14 protein-coding genes and 2 pseudogenes are annotated in these 14,456 nt (G+C 69.9%); 7 read left to right on the forward strand and 9 right to left on the reverse strand.

Annotated features, from left to right (window positions below):
- The first annotated feature begins 99 nt into the window (after nt 1-99).
- From ACFY93_RS04745 to ACFY93_RS04755, 3 genes are all read left to right on the forward strand, one after another.
- Entirely contained in the window at nt 100-1,173 is a 1,074-nt protein-coding gene (locus ACFY93_RS04745; protein WP_391353610.1) for a thiamine pyrophosphate-dependent enzyme, read from the forward strand.
- A complete protein-coding gene (gene fdxA / locus ACFY93_RS04750) occupies nt 1,170-1,493 on the forward strand; it encodes a ferredoxin (protein ID WP_391353612.1) in 324 nt (107 codons plus the stop codon). The genes ACFY93_RS04745 and fdxA overlap by 4 nt, the downstream gene beginning before the upstream one ends.
- A gap of 117 nt (nt 1,494-1,610) precedes the next feature.
- Nucleotides 1,611-3,482, forward strand: a complete 1,872-nt coding sequence (locus ACFY93_RS04755) for a GDSL-type esterase/lipase family protein (RefSeq protein WP_391353613.1) — start codon at nt 1,611-1,613, stop codon at nt 3,480-3,482.
- Nucleotides 3,483-3,512: 30 nt separating this feature from the next.
- Here the strand turns inward: ACFY93_RS04755 and ACFY93_RS04760 are convergent, their stop codons facing one another.
- The 4 genes from ACFY93_RS04760 to ACFY93_RS04775 all read right to left on the reverse strand — a co-directional run bounded on the left by ACFY93_RS04760 (nt 3,513) and on the right by ACFY93_RS04775 (nt 7,584).
- The gene (locus ACFY93_RS04760) at nt 3,513-4,292 is read right to left on the reverse strand and encodes an exodeoxyribonuclease III (RefSeq protein ID WP_391353615.1); all 780 of its coding nucleotides are present in this window, start codon (nt 4,290-4,292) and stop codon (nt 3,513-3,515) included.
- Between the two features lie 48 nt (nt 4,293-4,340).
- On the reverse strand, nt 4,341-4,976 hold the full coding sequence (locus ACFY93_RS04765; protein ID WP_391353617.1) for an MBL fold metallo-hydrolase: 636 nt from the start codon (nt 4,974-4,976) through the stop codon (nt 4,341-4,343).
- 131 nt (nt 4,977-5,107) lie between these two features.
- Entirely contained in the window at nt 5,108-6,439 is a 1,332-nt protein-coding gene (gene pcaC, locus ACFY93_RS04770; protein ID WP_391353618.1) for a 4-carboxymuconolactone decarboxylase, read from the reverse strand.
- Nucleotides 6,418-7,584, reverse strand: coding sequence for a tyrosine-type recombinase/integrase (locus tag ACFY93_RS04775; RefSeq protein WP_391353619.1), 1,167 nt, complete (start codon nt 7,582-7,584; stop codon nt 6,418-6,420). The genes pcaC and ACFY93_RS04775 overlap by 22 nt, the downstream gene beginning before the upstream one ends.
- Before the next feature lie 555 nt (nt 7,585-8,139).
- Here ACFY93_RS04775 and ACFY93_RS04780 point away from each other — a divergent pair.
- A complete protein-coding gene (locus ACFY93_RS04780) occupies nt 8,140-9,156 on the forward strand; it encodes a DNA-directed RNA polymerase subunit alpha (protein WP_391353620.1) in 1,017 nt (338 codons plus the stop codon).
- A gap of 154 nt (nt 9,157-9,310) precedes the next feature.
- Here ACFY93_RS04780 and ACFY93_RS04785 read toward each other — a convergent pair whose 3' ends face one another.
- From ACFY93_RS04785 to ACFY93_RS04795, 3 genes and pseudogenes are all read right to left on the reverse strand, one after another.
- Nucleotides 9,311-10,024 (reverse strand): cation transporter, encoded by a 714-nt coding sequence (locus ACFY93_RS04785; protein WP_391353622.1) that lies wholly within the window; start codon nt 10,022-10,024, stop codon nt 9,311-9,313.
- Nucleotides 10,024-10,359 carry a metalloregulator ArsR/SmtB family transcription factor gene (locus ACFY93_RS04790; protein WP_327318906.1) on the reverse strand — a complete coding sequence of 112 codons (336 nt, stop codon included), beginning with the start codon at nt 10,357-10,359 and terminating at the stop codon, nt 10,024-10,026. The genes ACFY93_RS04785 and ACFY93_RS04790 overlap by 1 nt, the downstream gene beginning before the upstream one ends.
- 77 nt (nt 10,360-10,436) lie before the next feature.
- Nucleotides 10,437-10,968, reverse strand: a pseudogene (locus ACFY93_RS04795) (magnesium and cobalt transport protein CorA); the annotation flags it as partial.
- Between the two features lie 52 nt (nt 10,969-11,020).
- On the opposite strand from ACFY93_RS04795, the gene ACFY93_RS04800 reads away from it, so the two are divergent.
- Nucleotides 11,021-11,359 (forward strand): hypothetical protein, encoded by a 339-nt coding sequence (locus ACFY93_RS04800; RefSeq protein ID WP_391353625.1) that lies wholly within the window; start codon nt 11,021-11,023, stop codon nt 11,357-11,359.
- A 154-nt stretch (nt 11,360-11,513) separates the two neighbouring features.
- Nucleotides 11,514-12,749: a SpoIIE family protein phosphatase gene (locus ACFY93_RS04805; protein ID WP_391353627.1), complete on the forward strand. Its 1,236-nt coding sequence runs from the start codon at nt 11,514-11,516 to the stop codon at nt 12,747-12,749.
- 119 nt (nt 12,750-12,868) lie between these two features.
- On the opposite strand, the gene ACFY93_RS04810 is transcribed toward ACFY93_RS04805, so the two are convergent.
- A complete protein-coding gene (locus ACFY93_RS04810; protein ID WP_334450362.1) occupies nt 12,869-13,123 on the reverse strand; it encodes a hypothetical protein in 255 nt (84 codons plus the stop codon).
- 300 nt (nt 13,124-13,423) lie between these two features.
- Between ACFY93_RS04810 and ACFY93_RS04815 the strand changes: the two are divergent.
- A pseudogene (locus ACFY93_RS04815) lies at nt 13,424-13,632 on the forward strand (allantoin permease); the annotation flags it as partial.
- A gap of 145 nt (nt 13,633-13,777) precedes the next feature.
- On the opposite strand, the gene ACFY93_RS04820 reads toward ACFY93_RS04815, so the two are convergent.
- Entirely contained in the window at nt 13,778-14,419 is a 642-nt protein-coding gene (locus ACFY93_RS04820) for a superoxide dismutase (RefSeq protein ID WP_334450360.1), read from the reverse strand.
- Nucleotides 14,420-14,456 lie beyond the last annotated feature (37 nt).

A 14,456-nucleotide genomic window follows, 5' to 3' on the forward strand; every position in this document is an offset into this window, starting at 1 on the left:
TCCGCGCCAAGTACCTCGTGGACGCGCGCTCGTACAACCAGGTCAACGGCATGCCGTTCAAGGCGGAACAGCTCGCCACGGTTCTCAAGGAGGCCCTCCATGCCCATTGAGACACTGTCCCTGGTACCGAAGAGCGAAGTCGCTCTGTCCGCCAAGGACTTCAAGTCGGACCAGGAGGTCCGCTGGTGCCCCGGCTGCGGTGACTACGCGATCCTCGCCGCCGTCCAGGGCTTCATGCCCGAACTCGGCCTGGCGAAGGAGAACATCGTCTTCGTCTCCGGCATCGGCTGCTCCTCCCGCTTCCCGTACTACATGAACACCTACGGGATGCACTCCATCCACGGCCGCGCCCCCGCCATCGCCACCGGACTCGCCTCCTCCCGCCGCGACCTCAGCGTCTGGGTCGTCACCGGCGACGGCGACGCCCTCTCCATCGGCGGCAACCACCTCATCCACGCCCTCCGCCGCAACGTCAACCTCAAGATCCTCCTCTTCAACAACCGGATCTACGGACTGACCAAGGGCCAGTACTCCCCCACCAGCGAAGTCGGCAAGATCACCAAATCCACACCCATGGGCTCGCTGGACACGCCGTTCAACCCGGTGTCCCTCGCCCTCGGCGCCGGCGCCTCGTTCGTCGCCCGCACCGTCGACTCGGACCGCCGGCATCTGACGAGTGTGCTGCGGCAGGCCGCCGAGCACCCCGGCACGGCCCTGGTGGAGATCTACCAGAACTGCAACATCTTCAACGACGGCGCCTTCGAGGCGCTGAAGGACAGACAGCAGGCCGAGGAGGCGGTGATCCGCCTCGAACACGGACAGCCCATCCGCTTCGGCGCCGACCGCGCCAAGGGCGTCGTCCGCGACCCGCGCACCGGCGACCTTGAAGTCGTGGCCGTCACGCCGGAGAACGAGGCACAGATCCTGGTCCACGACGCGCACTCCACGTCCCCGACCACCGCCTTCGCCCTCTCCCGCCTCGCCGGCCCCACGGGACATGGAGAAGCGGGCCTGCACCACACCCCCATCGGCGTGTTCCACGACGTCGAGCGCCCCGCGTACGACGCGCTCATGGCCGACCAACTCGACACCGCCGTCGAGCAGAACGGCAAGGGCGACCTCGCCCTGCTCCTCGCTGGCAACGACACCTGGACCGTGGAGGACTCCTCATGACCTACGTCATCGCCCAGCCGTGCGTCGACCTCAAGGACAAGGCCTGCGTCGACGAGTGTCCCGTCGACTGCATCTACGAGGGTCCGCGTAAGATGTACATCAACCCGGACGAGTGCGTGGACTGCGGGGCCTGCGAGCCGGTCTGCCCCGTCGAGGCCATCTTCTTCGAGGACGACACACCTCAGGAGTGGTCGGAGTTCCGCATGGCGGACACCGAGTTCTTCGCCGAACTCGGTGCGCCGGGCGGCGCCGCGGGACTCGGCACGGTCGAGCACGACCACCCCATGGTGGCGGGCCTGCCCGTGACGGCGTCGCCGTGACGTCCGGGTGAGTTCGGGCCACGTTCGGGCGCCTGTCATTGACGCGCCTTCCGCTCCTCCTTAGCTTCATGACGCATCTGTCATCACGTCAGTCACTGACGCGGGGAGGGACCGGACGTGCGTCGAAGTCTGTGGAGAGCGGCGGTCGTGGTGCTCGGGCTGTGCGCCGCCGCGATGCCCGTGGTCCCGGCCGGGCCCGCCTCCGCGGCGGACCGGCCCGGCGGTGTGCCGAGCGGGCCCTCCGCGGTCGCGGACGGCGGATCGGCCGCCCCGGAGGGCGGACCCCGGACGGCATCGGGCGGATCCGCGGCGCTCCCGCTGGAGCGGCTCTTCGACAACACGGCGGTCAGTGACGACGCCCGGCCCGGCGAGGCGGACTTCGACGGTGCCGGCGGTTCCCTGTCGGCGCGGGATCTGGCGGCGGCGGGATGGACCCCCGGGCACTCGCTGACGGTCCAGGGCGCGCGGCTGACCTGGCCGCGCCGGGACGCGGGCGAGCCGGACAACGTAAGGGCCGACGGCCAGCGGGTCCGGCTGCGCGGTCACGGCGACGCGCTCGCCTTCCTCGTGGCGGCCACGGGCGGCGCCGAGGCCGGCGGTACCGGCACGGTGCGGTACGCGGGCGGCACCCGGTCCCGGTTCCGGCTGAGCGCCCCCGACTGGCGCACCGGCCCGCTCGCCACGAAGGCCGTGGCACTGCCCCGCATCAACACGCCCGCAGGCCCCCTCGCGCACCAGGCACGGCTGTACGTGGTCACGGTGCCGATCGCCGAAGGCCGCGAGGTCGCCTCGGTGGAGCTGCCGCGCGACGACGCCCTGCATGTGTTCGCCCTGTCGGTGCGCCCCTCCACCCGGGGCTGGACGGGGAGCTGGGCGGCGTCGTCGTCCGGGTACACGGCCGTCGGCCCCTGGACCGACCGGACGCTGCGGCTCGTGGTGCACACCTCGGCGGGCGGCCCCCGGGTCCGGATCCGGCTCGACAACACCTTCGCGTCGTCGCCGGTACGGGTCGGGAGCGCGACCGTGGCCGTGCGCGCGTCCGGCGCGGCTCCGGTGGCGAGGCCCGTGCCGCTCACGTTCCGCGGCTCGGCGGGGACGGTCGTCCCGGCGGGGGCGCAGGCGTTCAGCGATCCCGTGGACTTCGGCGTGCCCGAGGACGCCGATCTGCTCGTCAGCTTCCATCTGCCGGGGACGGTGACGGCGGCGCCCGTGCACCGGCTCGCGGTACAGCGCTCGTACGTGAGCGAACCCGGTGACCACGCGGGCGACGGCTCCCCGGCCGCGTACACCTCGACGATCACGAGCTGGCCGCTGCTGACCGGGGTGGACGTGGGCGGCGGGCCGGGGTCGGTGGTCGTGCTCGGTGACTCGATCACCGACGGCGAGAAGTCGACGCCGGACGCGAACCACCGCTGGCCCAATGTGCTGGCCACACGTGTGCTGAACCAACATGTGGTCCCGCACTATGGCGTCCTGAATCAGGGGATCTCCGCGAACCGTGTGGTCGGCGACCGCTATCCGGGCGACGGGGTCTCCACCGACACGGGCGGGGTGAGCGCGCTGCACCGGCTGGACCGTGACGTGCTGGCCCAGACGTCCGTGCGTACGGTCGTCGTCTTCGAGGGGGTCAACGACGTGCGCTGGGGGGCGTCGGCCGACGAGGTCGTCGCGGGCCTGCGGGAGATCGCCGCGCGTGCGCACGCGCGCGGAGTGCGGGTCGTGGCCGCGACCGTCGCTCCCTGCGAGGGCGAAGCCCGGTGCACCGCGGCGGCCGACACCCGGCGGACCGCGGTGAACACCTGGATCCGGCAGGAGGCCGCCGACGAGGCCGGGATCGACGGGGTACTCGACTTCGACGCGGTGCTGCGCGACCCCGCGCACCCGGCGCGGCTGCTCGCGGCGTACGACAGCGGCGACCATCTCCACCCGAACGACGCGGGCCTGGCGGCGATGGCCCGCTCGGTCGACCCGCGGGTGCTCGGACGGTGACCGGCCGGACCCCAGGCGGGCCCGAGTCCGTCAGACGTCCAGGTCGACGACGACCGGGGCGTGGTCCGAGGCACCCTTGCCCTTGCGCTCCTCGCGGTCCACGTACGCGTCGGTGACGGCCTTCGCGAACGGCTCGTTGCCGTAGACCAGGTCGATGCGCATGCCGCGGTTCTTGGGGAAGCAGAGCTGGCGGTAGTCCCAGTACGTGTACGGGTGCTCGTACTTGAGGGGGCGCGGGACCACGTCCGACAGTCCCGTCTCGCGCAGCGCGGCGAGAGCCGCGCGCTCGGCCGGCGTGACGTGCGTGGCGCCGTCGAAGGCGGCGATGTCGTAGACGTCGTCGTCGGTGGGCGCCACGTTGTAGTCGCCGAGCACGGCGAACGGGCGGCTGCCCGCCGCGTCCCCGGCGATCGCGGCCTTCAGGGCCTCGAACCACTGGAGCTTGTACGCGTAGTGGGGGTGCTCCGGCTCCCGGCCGTTCGGCACGTACACCGACCAGACGCGGACCGGGCCGCACGTGGCGGCGAGGGCGCGGGGCTCGCGCACGCCGTCGTAGCCGGGGTCGCCGGGCAGTCCCTGGACCACGTCCTCGATGCCGACGCGGGAGAGCACCGCCACCCCGTTCCACCGGCCGGTCGCGTGGACCGCCGTCTCGTAGCCCAGCTCGCGCAGCTGGTCGGAGGGGAACTGCTCGGCGGTGGTCTTGGCTTCCTGAACGCACAGCACGTCCGTGCCGCTGCTCTCCAGCCAGGCCAGCAGCCTCGGGAGACGGGCGGTGACCGAGTTCACGTTCCAGGTGGCGATGCGCATGGTCTCCAACCTACCCGGCGGGTACGACAACCGGCCGGGGCCGGGTGATCAGACCTCGGCCGAGTCGCCGGGGGTGAGCCGCAGGTGCTCGGAGCCGCCGAGGGAACCGATCTGCCGGTCGTAGACGGGCCGGGCGAGGTCCGTCAGCAGCGCGTCGTGGATGTCGTAGGCGCGCTGCGGCTTCACCTCGCGGACGTAGTCGATGACCTCGGAGATCTTGTTCCACGGGGCCATGACGGGGAGCATCAGCGTCTCCACCTGCCGGTCGGGGACGGTGAGCGCGTCGCCCGGGTGGAAGAGGCGGCCGCCGTCGACGAGATAGCCGACGTTGGTGACCCGCGGGATGTCCGGGTGGATCACGGCGTGCAGTTCGCCGTGCACTTCTACGTCGAACCCCGCGGCGGTGAACGTGTCGCCGTGACCGACGGTGTGCACGCGGCCCGGGAACGCCGCCGAGACCTGCTCCGCGACGGACGCCAGGGTCCACAGCTCCAGGTCCGGGCGGGACTCCAGAGCGGCGCGCAGCCGCCCCTCGTCGAAGTGGTCCGGGTGCTCGTGCGTGACCAGGATCGCGTCCGCGCCGGCGGTGGCGTCCTCCTCGCTGAACATCCCGGGGTCGATGACGAGCGTGCGCCCGTCCTTCTCGATGCGGACGCAGGCGTGCGACTTCTTCGTGAGCTTCATGTCATCCATCCTGCCCCGTCCACGGGGCGGGAAGGGCCGCTCAGCCGGGTGCTGCCACTGCCCGGATCACCAGCACCCGGACGGCGGTCCCACTCCGGCGTCCCGCTCCCGCGTCCCATCTCTCCCGCTTCTCACTCCTGCGGCGTGGTCTCCTCGCGGATGACCCGCTGGGCCACCGTGAACGCGCTGTTCGCGGCGGGGACCCCGCAGTACACGGCCGCCTGGAGGAGCACCTCCTTGATCTCGGCGGGGGTGAGCCCGTTGCGCAGGGCCGCACGGGTGTGGAAGGCGAGTTCGTCGAGGTGGCCGCCCGCGACGAGCGCGGTCAGCGTGACGCAGCTGCGCGTGCGCCGGTCGAGACCGGGCCGGTTCCAGACGCCGCCCCACGCATAGCGGGTGACGAACTCCTGGAAGTCACCGGAGAACTCGTCCGCCGAGGCCAGCGCCCGGTCGACGTGCGCGTCACCGAGCACCTCCCGGCGGACCTTCAGCCCGGCCTCGTACCCGTCGATCCCGCCCACGGCCTCCGGCTGGACGGCGGCCGGGGCGATCTCGGCGACGGGCGCGGCGGGCACCGGCGCGCCGAGCACCGGCCTGACCGGGCCGGCCTGGATCGCCGTCTGGCCGGTGACGGTGAGCTGCCCGGTGCCCGTGTCGAAGGCGGGCTGCCAGGCGGTCGAGAAGTGGCGCACGAGCAGGTCGGTGACGGCGGCGGGCTGCTCCACGGGGACCAGGTGCGAGGCGCCGGGGACGACGGCGAGGCGCGCGTCGGGGATCCCGGCGACCAGGGTGCGGGCCTCGGCCGGCCCGGTGACCTGGTCGTCGGAGCCGACCAGGACCAGGGCGGGGACGCCGATCCGGCCGAGTTCGGGACGGATGTCGAAGGCGGCGAGCGCCTCGCACGCCGCGATGTAGCAGCCGGGGTCGGTGGTGCGGACCATCTGCACGGCCCACTCGGTGATCGCGGGCTGAGCGGCGGCGAAGCCGCTCGTGAACCAGCGCTCCGGCGAGGTGCGCGCGATCGGGTCGAGCCCGTTCGTCCGTACGATCACGCCCCGCTGACGGAACTCGTCGGCCGAGCCGAAGCGGGGCGAGGCGGCGATCAGCGCGAGCGAGGCCACGCGCTCGGGGTGGCGCAGCGCCAGCTCCATGCCGACGGCCCCGCCGAACGCACAGCCCGCGTAGCCGAAGCGCTGGACGCCGAGCCCGTCGAGGGTGGCGAGCAGCCGCGTCGCGAGGTCGGTGACCGAGCCGGACGGGTGGGCGGGCGCGCCGCCGTGCCCCGGCAGATCGAACCGGAAGACCCGCCACTGCTCAGCCAGCTCCGGAACCTGCCGGTCCCACATGTGCCATGTAGCACCGAGGGAGCATCCCAAGACCAGGACCGGAGCCTGTTCTGGCCCGTCAAAGCGGTATTGCAAGGTTTCGACGTTCTTCTCACTCACCCGCTCACGCTCCCACATCTCACACTCTCTTCGTGAGCGGGGGCCGGGTCGCTCGCGAGACCTCCCCACGTATCCGCTGCCGGACGAAGATCCTCCACATCCGGCTTCACATACCAGCGCTTCGTGGTCTTGACGTTGGTGTGCCCCGCCCACCGGGCCAGGAGGTGATCCGGCACCCCGTTGTTCGCGAGGTATGTAAAGCAACTCGCGCGAGCGTCGTACAAGCGGACCCGCCGCAGCCCGTGCTCGTCCATGACCTTGTACGCCCGCTCGCGCAGCTGCCGCCCGTTGAGTGCTCTGCCGAGTTCGTCCACGAGCACGTACCCGCTGTCCTCATACCTCTCCCCCGCCGCCAGCTTGTCGGCCACCAGCATGGCCCTGAAGCACTTCAGGGCCTCCCGGACCAGATCGGGCAGGGGAAGCTGCCGTTCACCGGCGAGAGATTTCGTGTCCTTCTCCACCACGGTCTTGTTCCCCATCACCGTTCGCGTGTTGGCGACAGTCAGGGTGGCCTTGGGCAGGTCGACATCGGCCCAGCGCATGCCGCAGATCTCCGCCGGCCGCAGGCCCATCAGACAGAGAAGGAGGGGGCCGTAGAGGCGGTCGTCCTTCACCGCACGCACGAAGGCATGAACCTCCTCGACGTTCCAGGGCTGCACCACCGCCTTGGCCCTGCGCTCCGCCTTGCGCACTTTCCGAGGGATCGTGACCTCGTGGGCGACGTTCGCGGCAACCAGACGCCGGGCCACTGCCCGGTTCAGTGCCTCCTTCAGCCGGGCCAGGGACATCTCCACCGAGGTCACCCCGAGACCCGTGCCCGTCTCGCCACCACGAACGCGGCCCTCCCCAAGCGCCCACCTCATCCACGCCTCGACGTGGTCCTCGGTCAGTTCCTGGAGCCGGAGGTGCCCGAGCTTCCCCCGGACACGGCCCAGGGTCATCGTGTAGCTGTAGATGGTCGTCTCTTCCAGGTCTTCGGCCTTCTTGGCGAGCCACTGATCGAGCCATTCGTTCACCGTGATCTTGTTGGGCTCGACGAACGCCCCCTCGTAGCGGCGGTTCGTGATGCGGGCGTACTCAGCCTTCGCTTCCCTCAGCGTGCCGAAGGTACGGGTCAACTGCTTGCGCTTCCCGGTAACGGGATCGGTCCCGACATCGACCACAAACCGATACCGGGCCTGACCCTTCGCATTCGGAGGAAGCTTCTTGAACGGGACGGACAGGGTTGCTCACTCTCCTCAAAAGCGTGGCCCCCTTTCACGCAGGCACAGACGCCGCTGCGTTTCAGCGAAAGGCACCACGGTCGGCAGGGCAGCAGGCGACAGGACCGCTCGCTCCCCCGGGAGCCTGCGGCTCGGTCCACCTTGTCCGGTACGGCTCCCTCGCTGAGTCCGGCCGGATGGCACACCTTCAATGGTCGTCACCATCGCCGGTTTGGCTAACCGGCGATCATGGTCTATATTGCGCTCGCCGCCGACGGTGTCAGCCATCACCATCCCCGATGCGACCTCACTCAGGAGCCCACCCCGAAGGATCGGACCACAGGGTCACGTCATCGGAGGATGAGCACCAAAGCTCATCCCGTGAGGCAGTTCAGGTTGCGGGTGCCGTGCACCACGAGGAAGTGCAGCGCGGCCACCACAGACCGTATCGCCCGTACCCTTCGTGGTGTCCACGGCGTCACACAGCGGGCGCCATACCACTGGAGGCAACACCTCGTGCTGATTGCTCAGCGTCCGTCCTTGACCGAAGAGGTCGTCGACGAGTTCCGTTCCCGGTTCGTGATCGAGCCGCTGGAGCCGGGCTTCGGTTACACCCTCGGCAACTCCCTGCGCCGCACGCTCCTGTCCTCGATCCCGGGTGCGGCGGTCACGTCCATCCGCGTCGACGGCGTGCTGCACGAGTTCACCACCGTGCCGGGCGTCAAGGAGGACGTCACCGACCTGATCCTCAACATCAAGCAGCTGGTCGTCTCCTCGGAACAGGACGAGCCGGTCGTGATGTACCTGCGCAAGCAGGGTCCGGGTCTGGTCATCGCCGCCGACATCGCGCCCCCGCATGGTGTCGAGGTGCACAACCCCGACCTCGTCCTCGCCACGCTCAACGGCAAGGGCAAGCTGGAGATGGAGCTCACCGTCGAGCGTGGCCGCGGTTACGTCTCCGCCGTGCAGAACAAGCAGGTGGGCCAGGAGATCGGCCGTATCCCGGTCGACTCCATCTACTCGCCGGTGCTGAAGGTCACGTACAAGGTCGAGGCGACCCGTGTCGAGCAGCGCACCGACTTCGACAAGCTCATCGTCGACGTCGAGACCAAGCAGGCCATGCGTCCCCGTGACGCCATGGCGTCGGCCGGTAAGACCCTGGTCGAGCTGTTCGGTCTGGCCCGTGAGCTGAACATCGAGGCCGAGGGCATCGACATGGGCCCGTCCCCGACGGACGCCGCCCTCGCCGCCGATCTCGCCCTGCCGATCGAGGAGCTCGAGCTCACCGTTCGGTCGTACAACTGCCTCAAGCGTGAGGGCGTCCACTCCGTGGGTGAGCTGCTGGCGCGTTCCGAGGCCGACCTGCTGGACATCCGTAACTTCGGTGCGAAGTCGATCGACGAGGTCAAGGCGAAGCTGGCCGGCCTGGGCCTGGGCCTCAAGGACAGCCCGCCCGGATTCGACCCGACCGCCGCTGTCCTCGGTGCGGACGACGACGCGGACGCGGGTTTCGTGGAGACCGAGCAGTACTGAACGCTGCGCTGCGTCGGCCATGGAGACAGCGTGGTGTGCGGGTCTCGGACCGGCTGACTGACACTGCGCCACGCGATGACCCGGTGCCGGCGGTGGGGCTGGCGCCAGGGGCGGGACCTCTCCCCGGTCCCAGTCATGCTCGCCGAAGCCCTGGTCAGGTGCAGCAGTCACAGCCAGGTCGGCAGCCGCATGCGTCGCCCGCCCCGGCGTCGGCAGCCGAACCCGTTGCGGCGGACGGGGCGCAGCAGCCCTTGCCCTGCCAGGCGTCGCGGCCTTCCTTGACCGCGACGGCCGCGATGACGAGGGCGGCGACGGGATCGGCCCAGGACCAGCCAAGGGTGGCGTTGAGGACCAGTCCGACCAGGAGCACGGCGGAAAGGTAGGTGCACAGCAGGGTCTGCTTGGAGTCTGCGACCGCGCTGGCGGAGCCCAGTTCCCGGCCCGCGCGGCGCTGGGCGGCGGACAGGAACGGCATGACCGCGAGGGACAGCGCGGCGAGCACGATGCCGGGGAGGGAGCGTTCGGCCTCGCTGGTGCCCGCCAGTGCGCGGACGGCGTCGGCGGTGACGTAGGCGGCGAGGGCGAAGAACGACAGCGCGATGACGCGCAGGGTGGTCTTCTCGCGGGCCTCGCGTACGGCGTGCTCTCGGGCGGAGAACTGCCAGGCGACCGCGGCGGCTGAGGTGACCTCGATGAGCGAGTCGAGGCCGAAGCCGATCAGGGCGGTGGAGGAGGCGAGGGTTCCGGCGGTGAGGGCGACGACCGCCTCGATGACGTTGTAGGTGATGGTCGCGGTGACCAGCAGGCGTATCCGGCGGGCGAGCGCGTCGCGGCGGGCCGGGGAGGGGCCGAGGGATATCGCGGTCATCAGCAGCACCCCTTTGCGTCGGCGTCCAAGCAGGTGCGGTCAGTCTCGACAGCGACCACAGCGGTGCGCAGGTCGTCGAGCGCGTGGCCGAGGCGTTCGTCGGCCAGCTCGTAGCGGGTGCGGCGGCCGTCGGGCACAGTGACGACCAAGCCGCAGTCACGCAGGCAGGCGAGGTGGTTGGACAGCCGGGTGCGGGAGACGCCGAGTGCTTCGGCGAGGTCCGCAGGGTAGGCCGGGGTCTCGCGCAGGGCGAGCAGGATGCGGCAGCGGATCGGGTCGGCGAGCGCGCGCCCGAACCGGGCCAGGACGTCGATGTCGGAGGCAACAGTCAGCACACCCATGACAGTACAGGAATTCCTGAATTCAGGAAATCATGGACCGTGATGGGCTTCGGTGGTCCGGTGATCGTGGACTACAGCCAGCCGTTGCGTTTGAAGCCTCGGTGGATGACGAAGCATGCGGTGGCGAGGACGAGGGGGTAGCCGGTAGCCGAAGCGCCAGCGCAGTTCGGGCATGTGGTCGAAGTTCATGCCGTAGACGCCGCACACCATGGTGGGGACGGCGATGATGGCGGCCCAAGCGGTGATCTTGCGCATGTCCTCGTTCTGAGCGACGGTCACCTGCGCGAGGTGGGCCTGGAGGATGGAGTCGAGCAGGACGTCGAAGGCAGTGATCTGTTCGGTGACGCGGGTGAGGTGGTCGGCGACGTCCCGGAAGTACGCCTGTATCTCCTTGTCGATGCAAGCGCGGGGTTCGGTGGCGAGCCGGTCGAGAGGGCGGGCGAGAGGGACGACGGCGCGCTTGAGTTCAAGGAGTTCGCGTTTGAGCTGGTAGATGCGGCCGGCGTCGGCGTTTCGGGGGCTGTGCGGGGAGAAGACGTCGGTTTCGACCTGGTCGATGTCGTTCTGGACGGCGACGGCGACGGTGACGTAGTCGTCGACGACGGACGGCCACCTCCACTACGCCCACAACTACGTCCAGCGGACCCTGTACCACGTGGCCTCCGGCGAGAGCGTGCCCGAGGGGCGGCACACCCTGCGCTTCGAGTTCGAGCCCACCGGCGCCCCGGACATCGCCCACGGCAAGGGCGCACCCGGCCGGGCCCAGCTGTACATCGACGGGCGCCTCGTCGGCGAGACCGACATGCCGGTCACCACCCCGATCGCCTTCAACCCCGGTGGCATGTGCGGCGCCAACCCCGGGTCGGCCGTCACCCCCGACTACCAGACACCGTTTCGCTTCACCGGCACCCTGCACAGCGTCACCGTCGACCTGTCCGGCGACCTCATCGTCGACGCCGAGAGCGAGATGCGCATGCACATGGCCCGCCAGTAGGTGCGCGCCCCAGAGCCAGCCGGTCATCGCCAAGCCCGCGTGCATGCGGCCAGGTTCGGGCCCGGCGCCGGGCCCCAACCGCTTGGCCACGTATTGACGCTCACTGTGACGGCCCCCAAGCTGGTACGAGGGGTCGGTCGAAGGGACCGCGGCCATGAGTGGTGGACAGAGCGAACTCCCCCGGCTTTTGACGGCGGCGGAGACGGCATCGCCGGTGGACGCCGTCGACGTGGTCGCAGAGGACCTGCGGCGGCGCTTCAGGGCCACGGAGGTGTCTTTCCTCATTGTGGATCTGACTGGGAAGGCGGTGGCGCGGCTGTCCACCGCCCCCGCGGACGGTGGCCGGGAGGCGGAGCGGATCCCCCTGTTCGGCAGCGTCTACGAGGAAGTGGTTCGTACCCAGCGGCTGTATCAGGAGGCGACCGGACAGGGACAGCGGGTGATCGTGCCGGTCACCAACCGGGGGGATGCGATCGGGCTGCTGGAACTGCTCCTGCCGGCCGCCCCCCACGACGACGTCCTTGACGAGGTCGCGGAAGCCGCCCACCTCCTGGCCTACATCGTGATCGCCAACGGGCGCTTCACCGACCTCTACACCTGGGGCAAACGCTCCGTACCCCCCACCCTGGCGGCAGAGATCCAGTATCAGCTGCTGCCCCCGTCACTGTCGTGCGAGGCGGCACAGTTCACACTCTGCGGGAGCCTGGAGCCCTCCGAAAACCTCAGCGGCGACACCTTCGACTACAGCCTGGACCGCGACACCCTGCACGTGTCGGTGACCGACCCCATGGGCCACGACATCGCTGCCGCCCTGGCCGCCACGGTCCTGGTGGCCGCCCTGCGCGGCGCCCGCCGCGCAGGGGCGGGCCTGGCCGAGCAGGCCCACCGGGCCGACCAGGCGCTGGCCGACCACGGCCACGGTCACGCCACCGGGCAACTGCTGCGCATCAACCTCCACACCGGGCAGGCCCAGCTCGTCAACGCCGGCCACCCCTGGCCATTGCGCATGCGCGAGGGGACTGCGAAGGAGATCACCTGCGAGGTGGACCATCCCTTCGGACTGTCCATGTCCGCGCCCCACCCCTACCGCGTTCAGGACATCGATCTACGCCCCGGTGACCGTCTGCTCATGTTCACTGACGGCATGCTCGAACGTCATGGTGAGCAGGTCGACCTGCCCGCCCTGCTGGAGGGAACCCGGGACCTGCACCCGCGGGAGACCTCGCTGATGCTTACGTCCGCAGTCCGGGACGCTGCCGGCGGCCGGCTCGAAGACGATGCCACCGTGATGTGCCTGGACTGGCACGGCCCTCAGGAAACCCAGCGGCACGTCAGCTCCGGCGCGGACACACGGCAAGCCTCAGCCAGCCGCACCCAACAGCAGCCATGACCAGACCCGGAGCGGTTCACCACCGACACCGCGGCCGAGCTGTACGGTCGCGGCGCCTGACACCTCACGCCTGGCACCACGACATCTAGGTTGCCTGCACACAGGGCTGTTCCTGCTTGTTAGGGCGTTGGCGGGGCCGCCGTGGGCGCGGTCAGGGCGGCAGGGGCGAGTACCCACAGCAGGGCTCGGCCGGTGAGTGGTGTCGTGGCGATCAGGGGCAGGTAGATCTCGACGAGTGATCCGTCGCCGGTGAGGACGTCGAGGTCGCTGGTCAGGCGCCCCAGCAGGTAGATGACAGCGTCGACGATGAGCCATGAGGCGAGGTTGGCTCCGATCCACCAGGCCCAGCGCCGGGTGACCTTGGGGAGCACCATGGACTGCGACAGGCCGAGCAGGGGGGCCGAGGGCCAGGCTCTGGCTGGCGGCCAGCAGATAGGTCGTCGATACGTCTCCGTCGGTGTCCTGGGCGCTGATCACCGCTGGCATGATCACGAGGAGCCAGGCCAGCAGTGCCGGGCCGATGTTGGCGGTGATCCACACCTTGCGGGGCAGGGGTACCCGCTGCCGGACGACGAGATACAGGCCACTGCGACGGCAAGCCCCGCACCACCACCGCACCATCGCCTCAGCGCAGTTGGTGCTTGCCCTTGTAGTAGGGGCCGCCGAACGCCAGGATGCGCCGCGCCGACGACGGCATCGACGGGTCCATCCTCGACGCGGACGGCAACCCCAGCGCGGTCCCTACGACTGCCACGTCTGCCACCAGCCCTACGAGCGCTCGGACCTGGCCGCCTGCGCCACCCACGACGCGGTGGTCTGCTCACTGGGCCTGAGCACCGACAAGACCGGTGACCACGTCCTGCCTGCGGCATCCGCTGTCTGACGTCCGATTGCGCCGAGAAGAAGGCGAAAAGCTCCCGCAAGTCACGTCCTTGCGGGAGCCCTTCGTTGTGTCGCCTGCAAGTGAAGGTTGAGAAGACGATCACGAGCAGGACATCTGTGCGGACGCGGTTACGGCGTCACGGCGTTCACGGCGCGAGCAGCAGGCTGTCGCCGCGCTCCTTGGCGGCGGCGTATCGCCGTGCCACGTCCTGCCAGTTGACGACGGCCCACATGGCGTCGATGAAGTCGACCTTCTGGTTCTTGTACTGGAGGTAGAAGGCATGCTCCCAGGCGTCGAAGACCAGGATCGGGGTGGAGCCCTGACCGACGTTGCCCTGGTGGTCGTAGACCTGCTCGACGATCAGGCGCCCAGAGAGCGGCTCGTAGGCCAGGACACCCCAGCCGGAGCCCTGGGTGGTCGCGGCGGCCTTGGTCAGCTGCGCCTTGAAGCCCACGAACGACCCGAACGACTCGGCGATGGCGTCCGCCAGCTCGCCCACGCCGTCCTTCTCCAACGGCTCGCCGCCGCCGTCGCCGGTCATGTTGTGCCAGTAGATGCTGTGCAGGATGTGCCCGGAGAGGTGGAAGGCCAGGTTCTTCTCCAGGCCGTTGATGGAGCCCCACGACTCCTTGTCCCTGGCCTCCGCGAGCTGCTCCAGGGTGTCGTTCGCGCCCTTGACGTACGCCGCGTGGTGCTTGTCGTGGTGCAGCTCGATGATCTGGGGGTTGATGACCGGTTCGAGCGCCGCGTAGTCGTAGGGAAGCTCCGGGAGCGTGTAAACCGCCATGTCCAACGTCCTCCAGGTAATTGCCACTGATGTGCAG

Origin of the sequence: Streptomyces sp. NPDC008313, from assembly GCF_042956125.1 — a bacterium.
Lineage (GTDB): Bacteria > Actinomycetota > Actinomycetes > Streptomycetales > Streptomycetaceae > Streptomyces.

Bases quoted from the DNA above. Each gene is read 5' to 3' on its own strand.
- ACFY93_RS04745 (WP_391353610.1), top strand. From the start codon at position 100: ATGCCCATTGAGACACTGTCCCTGGTACCGAAGAGCGAAGTCGCTCTG.
- ACFY93_RS04765 (WP_391353617.1), bottom strand. From the start codon at position 4,976: ATGAAGCTCACGAAGAAGTCGCACGCCTGCGTCCGCATCGAGAAGGAC.
- ACFY93_RS04760 (WP_391353615.1), bottom strand. From the start codon at position 4,292: ATGCGCATCGCCACCTGGAACGTGAACTCGGTCACCGCCCGTCTCCCG.
- pcaC (WP_391353618.1), bottom strand. From the start codon at position 6,439: ATGTGGGAGCGTGAGCGGGTGAGTGAGAAGAACGTCGAAACCTTGCAA.
- ACFY93_RS04785 (WP_391353622.1), bottom strand. From the start codon at position 10,024: ATGACCGCGATATCCCTCGGCCCCTCCCCGGCCCGCCGCGACGCGCTC.
- fdxA (WP_391353612.1), top strand. From the start codon at position 1,170: ATGACCTACGTCATCGCCCAGCCGTGCGTCGACCTCAAGGACAAGGCC.
- ACFY93_RS04810 (WP_334450362.1), bottom strand. From the start codon at position 13,123: ATGGTGCTCCCCAAGGTCACCCGGCGCTGGGCCTGGTGGATCGGAGCC.
- ACFY93_RS04820 (WP_334450360.1), bottom strand. From the start codon at position 14,419: ATGGCGGTTTACACGCTCCCGGAGCTTCCCTACGACTACGCGGCGCTC.
- ACFY93_RS04805 (WP_391353627.1), top strand. From the start codon at position 11,514: ATGAGTGGTGGACAGAGCGAACTCCCCCGGCTTTTGACGGCGGCGGAG.